The organism is Flavobacterium tistrianum (assembly GCF_003254545.1).
GTDB lineage: Bacteria > Bacteroidota > Bacteroidia > Flavobacteriales > Flavobacteriaceae > Flavobacterium > Flavobacterium tistrianum.
The window spans coordinates 326,063-338,787 of record NZ_QJRH01000069.1; the positions used below are offsets into that span (position 1 = coordinate 326,063).

Here is a 12,725-nt window from a genome sequence, read left to right on the forward strand (position 1 = left end):
AAATATACTATTTAACCTGATTATACAATACAATGAAACTAAACCTAAACAACACAACGCTTTTAAGCCGAATACTGATAATGTGTCTTTTCACAATCAGCATTTCTCTAACTGCACAAATTAAATATTCAGACGGAAATGACAGCTGGAATCCGAATCAATTAGGAAATCACCGTGCTGTAGTTGTCTTTTCTGGCACAGGAAATGTTGCTAAAACGACTATTGAATGGCGAAGAAGAGACACGAATCCAGAACTTAAAAAGATTATCGTTCAAGATGCGTCTGGAAAGGAAATTCAAAACGTAAAAACCGAAAATATCAATAGAGAAAACGGAACTATTTTCTTTGAACCAATTTCCGGAAAAGGAACATATTATGTTTATTACATGCCTTATGTAGACGAAGGAACTGCTAATTATCCAAAAGGAATTTATCAGAAACCTGAAGACAAAGCCGATGCAAAATGGCTTTCTAGTATAAAACCAAACTTAAAAGACAATGCGGCTGTAACAGAAATTCAGAGCGTAAATGCTTTCAATAGTTTTTACCCAATGGAAGTAATTGCAACAGCGTCTGAAACTTCAGCTCTTTTGACAAAAAACAGTGGAAATTCATTTTTAGTTTTCCCAGAAGACAGAGAACATTCTATCAAATTAAAATCGGACTTGCCACAAAGATGGATTCAGAAAGGCGTTCAAAACAGTTTTTCTGATACGGCAATGAAAGGCGAATATTTAGCTTTTCAATTGGGAGTTTATGCTCTTGAAGATTTGAAAAACGTAAAAGTATCTTTCACCAATTTAGTAAGTACAACGGGAGCAACAATTGAAGCGAAAGACATCAACTGTATCAATACTGACGGAACTCGATATGACGGTACTCCTTTTACAAATACCGTTTCTGTTTCAAAAGGAAAAATTCAGGCTATGTGGTGCGGTATCGATGTTCCGCAAACAGCAGCAGCTGGAACGTATAATGGAAAAGCAACTGTAACAGCTGACGGAAAATCAAAAGAAATCAATCTTCAAATTATTGTTTCTAATGAAGTAACAAAAAACGGAGGCATCGACAGTCCAGAAAAAATGACGCGTTTAAAATGGTTGAATTCGACATTAGCTCAGGAAAATACAGTTATTGCTCCTTATACTCCATTAACTGTAAATAATTCTGAAATTGCTTTATTAGGAAGAAAACTGACTTTAGGATCAAACGGATTCCCTGCACAAATTCAGACTTATTTTACTCCAGAAATGACTTCGGTAGGAACAAAAGCAAATGATGTTTTAAGTGCTCCAATAGATTTTCATTTTGTTGACGCATCAGGAAAAGAAGTACAATGGAAAAACAGTGGCGTAAAATTCACTAAAAAAGAAGCTGGAATAGTTTCTTGGGAAAGCACTTCGACTTCAAAATCGGTTCAAATGGATGTGAACGCTTCTGTTGAATTTGATGGTTTTGTACATTATACGGTAAAAGTTACAGCTCTTGAAGATGTATCTTTTAATGACATTAATTTCCAAATGCCAATGCAGCCAACTTCTGCAAAATACATGATGGGATTAGGTCAAAAAGGTGGCGATCGTCCTGCAACTTTTGACTGGAAATGGGATGTTGCGCATAAAAATCAAGACGGTGCCTGGATTGGTGCTGTAAACTCTGGATTGCAATTTTCTTTAAGAGACGAAAAATATAGCCGTCCGTTAAACACGAATTTCTACTTGCAAAAACCTTTATTGTTGCCAACTTCTTGGGGCAATGAAAACAAAGGAGGAATCACGATTACACCAAATCAAAAATCGGTTATAGTAAATGCATACAGCGGTGCTAGAACAATGAAAAAAGGCGATGTTTTATACTATAATTTCAACTTATTGATTACGCCATTCCATACTATCAACACAGATTTTCAATGGGATACTAAGTTTTACCACAAATACAGCCCAATCGATTCTATTGCTAAAACTGGTGCAACGGTAATTAATATTCACCACGCTAATGCAATCAATCCGTATATCAATTATCCTTTTATCGAATTTAAAAAGATGAAAACGTATATCGATGAAGCTCATGAAAAAGGATTAAAAGTAAAAATATACAATACGGTTAGAGAGGTTTCCAACAAAGCTTATGAGACTTTCGCCCTTAGAAGTTTAGGCCACGAAATTTATTCTCCAGGAAAAGGAGGCGGATTCTCTTGGTTGCAAGAACACGTTGGCGACGATTATATCGCAGCTTGGTTTGTACCAGAAATTAAAGATGCTGCAATTGTAAACAGTGGTATGAACCGTTGGCACAATTATTATGTGGAAGGAATGAACTGGCTGACTCAAAATGTTGGTATTGATGGAATTTATTTAGATGACGTTGCTTTCGACAGAATCACAATGAAACGTATCAAAAGAGTTTTAACTAAAGACGGACATCCTGGAATTATCGATTTACATAGCGCGAACCAATACAACAAAAGTGACGGATTTAATAACAGTGCCAACTTATATATGGAGCACTTCCCGTACATCAATAAATTATGGTTTGGAGAATATTTTGATTACGAAAAAAATCAGCCTGACTTTTTCTTAACTGAGGTAAGCGGAATTCCGTTTGGATTAATGGGAGAAATGCTTCAAGATGGTGGAAATCCGTGGAGAGGAATGGTTTACGGAATGACAAATAGATTGCCTTGGAGCGATGGTGCTGACCCAAGAAACATCTGGAAAGTATGGGATTCTTTCGGAATTAAAGGTTCTGAAATGATTGGATATTGGAGTGAAAACTGCCCTGTAAAAACAAACAACGATAAAGTTTTAGCAACAGTTTACAAAAAGAACGGAACAGCTTTAATCTCAATCGCAAGTTGGGCAGATGCTGATGTAAATGTGAAACTAAACATCGACTGGAAAAAACTAGGAATCAATCCTGCAAAAGCAACAATTACAGCTCCAGAAGTTACCAATTTCCAACCAGCAAAAACGTTCACAACAAAAGACGAAATACCAGTTTCTAAAGGAAAAGGTTGGCTGTTGATTGTGAAATAACCAACGATTACCTAGTACTGTTTGTCATTTCGACGAAGGAGAAATCTCCACAAGTAGCTCGACAAAGATTGGTTTTTCATTGCGGAGCTACTTACAAAGATTTCTCCTTCGTCGAAATGACAAAAAAGCTCAAAAAAAAATAATGCCACAGATTACACAGATTAACACAGATTAATTTGTATTACGCATAGATTAAAAAAATCCTTTTAATCTGTGTAATCTGTGGCAAAAAAATAACCACAAAAAACCAAGCTCTCCATCATGAAATTTAGACCATTATTATCAATTCTACTCCTTGGAAGCCTGTTTGTCAACGCACAAAACAAACCCACTGTAAAAGAATACAAAAAAGTATTTACCACATATCCGTTCTCAGATCCTGATCCGATTCCGAAGCCTGATACCAAGTTTTATCCGTATTTCCGTTTTGATGGTTTTACCGATAAACCTGTTCAAAAAGAATGGAAAGTAATCGAAATCGAAAACGACTATATCAAACTGATGATTTTGCCAGAAATTGGCGGAAAAGTCTGGTCGGCAATAGAAAAATCTACAGGAAAAGACATCGTTTACAATAATCATGTGGTAAAATTTAGAGACATTGCCATGCGCGGACCGTGGACAAGCGGCGGTGTTGAAGGCAATTACGGAATTATCGGGCATACGCCAAACTGTGCTACGCCTGTCGACTACAAAATTATAAACAGAGAAGATGGAAGCATTAGCTGTGTGATTGGCGTTTTAGATTTATTGACCAGAACTTCTTGGAAATTAGACATCAATCTGCCAAAAGACAAAGCCTATTTTACCACAAATTCGTTTTGGTCGAATACAACAGAATTTGAACAGCCTTACTATACTTGGATGAATACCGGAATAAAAGCAGCCGAAAATCTGCAATTTATTTATCCGGGACAAAATTATATTGGTCATAACGGAGAATACAATTCTTGGCCAATTGACAAAGAAAACGGCAAAGATTTATCTTTTTACAAAAACAACAATTTTGGAGGTTACAAGTCGTATCACGTATTTGGGAAATACGATGATTTCTTTGGAGGATATTATCACGACGAAGATTTCGGAATGGGAAGATATGGCAATCATGATGATAAACCGGGCAAAAAAATCTGGATTTGGGGATTGTCTCAGCAAGGTATGATTTGGGAAAAATTATTAACCGATACTGACGGACAATATGTAGAAGTGCAAAGCGGAAGATTGTTTAATCAGGCGAGTGAAACCAGTAGTCTTACACCTTTCAAACAGCGCTCATTTGCACCTTATCAAACCGATACTTGGACTGAATATTGGTTTCCTGTAAAACACACAAAAGGTTTTGTAAAAGCCAATAATTATGGATCTGTCAATATTAAAAACGAAAACGGCTGGCTGAAAATCTATTTTTCTCCGCTTCAAAAATTAAATGAAAAAATTGAAGTTTTTGAAAACGATAAAAAAGTGTATTCTAAAGATATTGCTTTGAATACCATGCAAACTTTTAAAGATTCAATTCAAGTAAAAGTCGACTCTAATAAATTGAAATTTGTTTTGGGTGGAAACAAATTGGTTTGGAATTCTGCGCCAGAAGACGGAAACATCAATCGCCCTGTAGAAATTCCGAAAGATTTTGATCATAATTCGGTTTATGGATTGTATCAGCAAGGAAAAAATTACATCAGTTTCAAAGATTATGTTTTGGCTGAAGATAAATTGAATGCTTGTTTAAAACTAGATCCGAACTACGCTCCTGCCCTTTCTGCATTGGCTTCTTTGCAAATCAGAAAATTAGATTACAAAGCAGCTGTAAATGCAGCAAGCAAAGCTTTATCAATTGATACTTATGATCCTCCAGCCAATTATTTTTATGCTTTGGCGAATTTTCATTTAGGAAATAATACCGATGCAAAAGACGGTTTTGATATTGCAGCAGCAAGTGTTGAATTTAGAAGTCCTGCTTACACCGCTTTAAGTAAAATTTATTTAGCAGAAAACGATCTGCCAAAAGCGGTTGAATATGCTGAAAAAAGCTTAATCTATAATCAATACAATATAGAAGCTTTACAGGTTTTAGCGGTTTTATATCGTCTTCAAAATAATTCAGATAAAGCAAATTCGGTTTTAAAAATCATTACAAAATTGGATCCGCTGAATCATTTTGCTGATTTCGAAAAACACCTTTGGAGCAATTCAGCCGATTCAAAAAGTGCTTTTGTTTCTGCCATTCAAAACGAAATGCCAGAACAGACTTTTCTTGAATTAGGAATTTGGTACAATAATATTAGTAGAAAAGAAGATGCTCTAAAAGTGTTTTCTATCGCTGAACCAAGCGCTGAAATTATCTATTGGAAAGCTTTCTTAGAAAATAAACCAGTTGATGTAAGCAAAATCAAACCTGGAACTAGTTTCCCTTTTAGAAATGAAACGGCTGAAATTTTGAAATCATTGATTAAAACAAACGATCAATACCAATTAAAATATCATTTAGGTTTAATTGAATGGAATCGTAACAGTATATCAGAAGCTATAGAATTGTTTACACAATGCGGAACAAAACCAAATGATCCTGCATTTTACGGAGCTAAAGCTTCTTTATTTAAAGATGATTCGGCAATCGTGTTGGCAAGTCTTCAGCAAGCCATCAAATTAGATCCGCAAGGCTGGAGATACCATAAAATGCTGGCAGAATATTACATCGCTCAAAAACAATTTGACAAAGCGCTTGCAACAGCTGAATCTTTCTATAAAAAACATCAAGACAATTATTTGATTGGAATGCTTTACGCTAAAACTTTATTGCTAAATAAAAAATACCGCGAAGCCGATTCGTTCTTAACCAAATTGCAGATTCTTCCGTTTGAAGGCGCAACGGCAGGAAGACAATTGTATCACGAAGCTAAATTGATGCAGGCTTTAGCCGAAATGAAAAGCAAAAATTATAAAAAAGCATTACAATTTATTGCAGATGCCAAACTGTTTCCAGAGAATTTAGGGGTTGGAAAACCTTATGACGAAAATATAGATGAAAGACTTGAAAACTGGCTAGATTATCAATGTTATAACAGTCTTGGAAACAAAGAAATGGCTTCAAAATCTTTAGATAAAATCGTGGCTTTTCATCCAGTAGTTGATAATACGGTTATGAATTTCTTGCCGGCAAATCAGTTAGTTTCAGCTTGGGCGATCGAAAAAACTTCTTCTGCTCAGGAAGCTGAAAAATGGATTAAAACTCAGGCCAATTTATATCCGACAAATAAAATAATTCAGTGGACTTTATTGTCTTACACCAAAAAACAATCGAATATTTTAAGCGAAGATGAAAAAGACGGCGAAGTCAGAATTATCGAAAAATTGTAAAGAACTTTCAAAAACAATAAAATGAAAAACCATTTTTTAAAATATACTTTTTTGGGTCTTGTCGTTTTGATGAGTCCAAAAATTGAAGCACAAAACAAAGCAGAAAAGGCTGATGAATTATCCATTTATCGCACTACTCCTTTAAAAACACATGATTTAATTCATACCAAACTCGAAGTTTCATTCGATTATGGAAAACGTTATTTATACGGAAAAGAATGGATTACTTTAAAACCGCATTTTTACGAAACCGATTCGCTTAAGCTTGACGCGAAAGGAATGGATTTTAAAGAAATTGCTATAATAGATGGTAAAAAAAGTATTCCGTTGCAATACAAATATGATAACGAAGAACTTTCAATCGCTTTAAACAGAAAATACAAAAGAACTGAAAAGTACACGATTTTCATTAATTACACTGCCAAACCAGCAGAACTAAAAAGCAAAGCTGGCGAATCGATTACCAACTCAAACGGATTGTATTTTATTAATCCTGATGGAAAAGGAGACAAACCAACACAAATTTGGACGCAAGGCGAAACGGAAGCCTCTTCTTGCTGGTTCCCAACAATCGACAAACCAAATCAGAAGACAACTTCTGAACTTGCTATGACTGTTGAGGCTAAATATACTACACTATCAAATGGTAAATTAGTTTCGCAAAAAGTAAACAAAGACGGAACAAGAACTGATATCTGGAAGATGGAACAGCCAAATGCACCTTACTTGTTTATGATGGCCGTTGGTGATTTTAAAATCTATAAAGATTCATACAACGGAAAAGAAGTCAGCTATTATTTGGAGCCAAAATATGCGCCTTATGCCAAACAGATTTTTTATAAAACGCCAGATATGATGAATTTTTATGGCAAAATGCTTGGCGTAGAATATCCTTGGGCAAAATATGCGCAAATTGTTGTGAAAGATTATTTTGGAGGTGCGATGGAAAATACTTCTGCCACCGTTCACGGCGAGTATGTACAGAAAACAGCCAGAGAATTACTGGATGACAATCAAGAAAGTACCATTGCTCATGAACTTTTTCATCAATGGTTTGGAGATTACGTAACGGCTGAGTCTTGGTCAAACTTAACCATGAATGAATCATTTGCCACTTTTGGAGAAGTTTTATGGCATGGGCATGATGCAGGACAAGATGCAGAGGACAGATCGCGTTATGAAAAGCTTCAAAATTATTTGCGCTCTCAAAAAAATGGCGACAGTCCGATTTTAGCACGTTTTCATTACAAAAACGCAGACGATATGTTTGACAATATCAGTTATTCTAAAGGTTCAATCATTTTGTATGCCATGAAAAACCAAATGGGTGATGAAGCCTTTTTTAAAGGATTAAATCATTATTTAACCACAAATGCTTATAAATCTGGTGAACCACATCAATTGCGTTTGTCGATGGAAGAAGTGACTGGAAAAGACTGGTTACCTTATTTTGAGCAATGGTATTATAATGCTGGAAGTCCAATTCTGGATGTGAATTACAAATATGCTAACGGAAAAGTTATTATTACAGTAAATCAATCTCAGGATAGTGCAGTGCAAACCTTTACATTACCTTTAAAAGTTGATCTTTATGTAAACGGAACTAAAATCAGAAAAGATATTTTAATTAATAAAAGACAGCAAAGTTTCAGTTTTGACCTTCCTTCAAAACCTGAATTTATAGATTTAGATCCAGATAAAATCTTGGTTGGTGAAGTTAATGTAGATAAAAAAACGGCTGCTGATTATCTTTTTCAATATAAAAATGCGCCATCGTATTACAACCGAATTGAAGCTATCAAATTTGCTACAAAAGACAGAAGCCAGGAATCGCAACTTATTTTACTGGAAGGTCTAAAAGATCAACAGGAAGATTTAAGAGTATTAAGTATCAAAGCAATTGATTTGAATGAAAAACAAACCAAAGATCAGATTTTAAAAACACTTCTTGATATTGCTAAAAATGATAAAAAGACAATCGCGCGAGCAAATGCTATCGTAAAACTAGCTTCTACAGGAGATGCTTCTTATAAAAATTTAATGGAAGAAAGCATTAAAGAACAATCATACAACGTAATTGCGGCAGGATTAACAGGATTAACAAAATACGCGCCAACCGAAGCAGATAAAGCATTGGCTTCATTAGATGACGATACCCAAAAACATGTAACGCCATTAATGAAAAGATTTAGTAGTCAAAAATAATTATTAAGAGTCCTTAGAGTCTGTTTTGTTTTTGAAAACCTCTCTAATTTGGTTCATTAGAGAGGTTGTTTTTAGAATAACTATTTATTTAATATAATCTTAATCATGAAAACCAGTAATTTAAAATTCATTTTAGCCGCATGCATTATGCTGTGGGGAACATTTGCATCGGCTCAAATGATTAAAACCAAAACACCTGCACGCCCGAAAGGACAGCAAGACGTATTGAGAATGGCAGCAGATCCAATCCCAACGGTTCGTGTTGCCTTTATCGGACTTGGAATGCGCGGCCCTGGAGCAGTCGAACGTATGACACATATTCCGGGTGTAGAAATTGTGGCTTTGTGCGACATGACTCAGGAAAATACGGCAAAATCAAATGAGATTTTAACGAAAGCCGGCTTTCCAAAAGCACAGGAATTCTACGGAGACGAAAATGCTTGGAGAAAGGTTACGGCTTTGCCAAATGTAGATTTAGTTTATGTGGCAACAGACTGGAAACATCATGCCGTGATAGGTGTTCAGGCTATGAAAGATGGAAAACATGTTGCGATTGAAGTTCCAGGAGCTTTAACTATGAAAGAAATCTGGGAACTGATTGATACTTCAGAAAAAACAAGAAAACATTGTATGCAATTGGAAAATTGCGTTTACGATTTCTTCGAATTGACTACTCTAAATATGGCACAACAAGGTGTCTTTGGAGAAATCCTTCATGCTGAAGGTTCTTACATTCACGGTTTACAGCCTTTCTGGGGAGAATACTGGAACAACTGGAGAATGGATTATAACATTAAACATCGCGGCGATATTTATGCGACACACGGAATGGGACCTGCATGTCAGGCACTAAATATTCACCGTGGTGACAAAATGAATTTCTTGGTTTCTATGGATACAAAAGCGGTTGGAAATCCTGCATACATCAAAGAAAAATCTGGACAAGAAATTAAAGATTTTAGAAACGGAGATCACACCATGACGATGATTCGTACGGAAAACGGAAAAACAATCCACATTCAGCACGACGTGACTTCTCCTCGTCCGTACAGCAGAATGTATCAATTGAGCGGTACAAAAGGTTTTGCTAATAAATATCCGCTTGAAGGTTATGCATTAAATGGAAAAGAATTAAGTGACGATGTAAAACCAAATCACGAAAAATTGAGCGCACACTCTTTTGTTCCTGAAGAAGTGAAAAAAGCATTAATGGAAAAATACAAACACCCAATTGCCAAAGGAATTGAAGAACAAGCTAAAAAAGTAGGCGGTCATGGCGGAATGGATTTCATCATGGATTATCGTTTAATTCACTGTTTGCAAAAAGGACTTCCTTTGGATATGGACGTTTATGATTTAGCCGAATGGTCTTGTCTAGGGCCGTTAACAGAAATTTCATTAGACCATAATTCTGCTCCGGTTGAAATCCCTGATTTTACTCGTGGAGGCTGGAACAAACTTAAAAAATTAGAGTTTTCAGAATAAATATATTGGTTAGTTAGTTAGAAAGGGGCAAGAGAGCAAAGTAGATGTTGCTCTCTTGTCTGTTTTAGACCATTTGTAAATCAACACAGAATCTCCGAAGCTTATAAAAAAAGCTGTCCTTTTGAGACAGCTCCTTTTAATATTAAGTTAAAAATTAATTCCAATTGAATGTAATTTTCTTTTCGATTTCACTGTTTAAACTTAAAAATACTGGACAAGTCATTGCAGCACGTTCCAAAATAGTTTTGCTTTTTTCGTCAGCGTTGCTTTTCATTTGAAATACAATTTCGATTGCTCCAATTCTTCTTGGTTCTGCATTCATAATCTTAGTTACTTCTGCTGTAGATCCAACAAAATCAACTTCTAGATCACGAGCTTTGATTCCCATAATAGTCATCATGCAGCTTGCTAAAGCATTTGCAACTGTATCTGTTGGAGAAAAGGCTTCTCCTTTTCCGTTATTATCTACTGGTGCGTCAGAAATGATTTCACTTCCTGACTGCACATGAATTGAACTTGTTCTTAAATCTCCTAAATAGGTTACTTTTGATGTCATTAATTTGCTACTTTTAAAGTTAAGTCACTATCATAATACAAGATGTAAACGCCTTTGTTAGCGTGTCCGCCATCTTCTTTTCTATAATATTGAAATTTATTATCTACTTGCTGAGTCGTCATCAAATCAGCAGTTTCCTGAAATGTTTTTCCTTGCATCAGACGCATCATCGTGTCAAATGTCACATCAAAACCTCTAGTTGCATAAGTCGTCGGATTTGCTTTGTTTTTCAGACGATATTGCTTTTCATAAATTAAAACTGGCTGCTCATCACTTTCACGAGTCACAGAAGGATACATTAATTTCAGTTTCACCAAATTATCAAAACTAATTTCATCTGTATCTAATGTGCTATTTGGTTCCAAAATTACCAATTGAACCTGACATGTTTTCTGAGAATCAAGCAAAGCCTTAATCGTAGCTTTAACCATTGCTGTATTTCCTGTCTCCATTACCACATAGTTCATCCTATTTGGCAATAATAAACTTTTTAAGTTAGCCACATCCAAACCTCCAGTTTCAGTCAGAGATGCAAATGCAACCCCTTTTTGGTTTTGTTTAATATAATTAATAACCGACTCTTTTTTCTTATCAACTACTGCTATAATATTTCCGTTTTTAGAACGCATATAGTCAAAAACCGAATTTCTGATTACATCATTTGAAGGTACGGTCTGGTACAAATTATCAATCGGATTTGCGCTATCTTTTGACAAAGGCGAAATTACAGGAACATTATACGAACGCAGCATACTTGCTGCCGTTTCTGCATTACTCTGGTAAAATGGCCCAATTACAGCATCTGCATCTTGAAGTTTCTGAGTCAAACCTATAACATTCGAAGTAGTTTTGGTTTCTTGCGAATCGTAAATAGCAACATCAATTGGTAGTTTCAACGTTTTTGCAGAATCAATCGCCATTAAAGCTCCAGAATAAAAATCTAAAGTCATATTTAAGAACTTGTCGTTTTTAATTCTATTTGCAGTTCCAGATGTGTCGCTTTGCACTTTTGCCATATTAAAAGGAAGTAATAACACTACTTTTTTGCGCTCATTAACCCCTCTTTTTTTAGTCAATTCTACAATTTCTACATTTTCATTTTCAGTAGATTTTACCTTATCAACAATCTTAATTCCACCGCCAGTACTTTCTATTGGTTTGTTTACTGAAGAATCAGCTGGTTTTTCAGAAGGTACTTGGGCAGCAATAATCGGAGCTGGCGCAATATATCCAGCAGGAACTTTCAAAACCATTCCTTCTTTTACACCTTCAGAAAGCGACGGATTTAATGCTACTAATTCATCTTGCGTTAAATGAAAAACTCTTCCTAAACTATAAAACGTTTCTTTCGGTTTTACCTGGTAATCCATATAAGTCACAGCTTTTTTAGAAGATTCAGCTGGTTTCTTATTTTCAGCAGGTTTTACTGTTTCTGTTGCAACATGTTCTGTTTTAGGAGCTGTTCCTTTTATTGTCAATCTGTAACCAACTGGCAGACTAGAAACAATATCAGGATTACGTTTTTCTAATTCTTCAACAGTCATATCATACTGTTTTGCAATTCCAAATTTTGTTTCTTTTGGCTGAACATCATGATACACGTATTTTTCAGCACCTTTTTCTTTAGCAGGTTTCGCTGCTGTTTTTGGAGCAGATCCTTTTGCAGGAATAACCAGCTTCTGTCCAATCTGAACACCACTTTTCTCCAAAAACGGATTTGCTGCCTTTAAAGCTTCATCAGAGATTCCGTATTTTTTCTCGATGCTGTAAAACGTTTCTTTTGGTTGTACTTCATGAATAATTTCTTTTCCTGAAGCAACAGCAGTTTTTGTTTCAGCAACTTCTTTTTTTGCATCTCCTGTTGTAGGAATCAGCAAGACTGTGTTCGGACTTAAACCCGCTCTAGCATCTGGATTCAGCTTATAAATATCATAAGGCGTAACCTTAAATTTTTGAGCAATCTGATTAATAGTTTCACCGCTTGACACTTTATACTTCACCACTTTTTCCTGAGAAAAAGCACTTGAACTGATAAAAAATACAAGAGACAATAATGTTAAATAGTATTTCATAATATGGCTTAAAAC

At 35.4% G+C, this 12,725-nt stretch carries 6 protein-coding genes; 4 read left to right on the forward strand and 2 right to left on the reverse strand.

The genetic code is table 11. The annotated features are described in order from the left end of the window. Positions 1-32 precede the first annotated feature (32 nt). The 4 genes from DMB71_RS13455 to DMB71_RS13470 all read left to right on the forward strand — a co-directional run bounded on the left by DMB71_RS13455 (position 33) and on the right by DMB71_RS13470 (position 10,082). Positions 33-3,035, forward strand: coding sequence for a glycoside hydrolase domain-containing protein (locus DMB71_RS13455; RefSeq protein WP_239452970.1), 3,003 nt, complete (start codon positions 33-35; stop codon positions 3,033-3,035). 261 nt (positions 3,036-3,296) lie between these two features. After that, on the forward strand, positions 3,297-6,392 hold the full coding sequence (locus tag DMB71_RS13460) for a DUF5107 domain-containing protein (protein WP_111366895.1): 3,096 nt from the start codon (positions 3,297-3,299) through the stop codon (positions 6,390-6,392). A gap of 21 nt (positions 6,393-6,413) precedes the next feature. Then, positions 6,414-8,597 carry a M1 family metallopeptidase gene (locus tag DMB71_RS13465; RefSeq protein WP_111366897.1) on the forward strand — a complete coding sequence of 728 codons (2,184 nt, stop codon included), beginning with the start codon at positions 6,414-6,416 and terminating at the stop codon, positions 8,595-8,597. 147 nt (positions 8,598-8,744) lie between these two features. Further along, a complete protein-coding gene (locus DMB71_RS13470; protein WP_239452971.1) occupies positions 8,745-10,082 on the forward strand; it encodes a Gfo/Idh/MocA family protein in 1,338 nt (445 codons plus the stop codon). 154 nt (positions 10,083-10,236) lie between these two features. On the opposite strand, the gene DMB71_RS13475 is transcribed toward DMB71_RS13470, so the two are convergent. Further along, positions 10,237-10,638, reverse strand: a complete 402-nt coding sequence (locus DMB71_RS13475; RefSeq protein WP_111366901.1) for an OsmC family protein — start codon at positions 10,636-10,638, stop codon at positions 10,237-10,239. Next, complete coding sequence (locus DMB71_RS13480; RefSeq protein WP_111366903.1) at positions 10,638-12,710, reverse strand: PBP1 and LysM peptidoglycan-binding domain-containing protein; 2,073 nt, start codon at positions 12,708-12,710, stop codon at positions 10,638-10,640. The genes DMB71_RS13475 and DMB71_RS13480 overlap by 1 nt, the downstream gene beginning before the upstream one ends. Between the last annotated feature and the right edge of the window lie 15 nt (positions 12,711-12,725).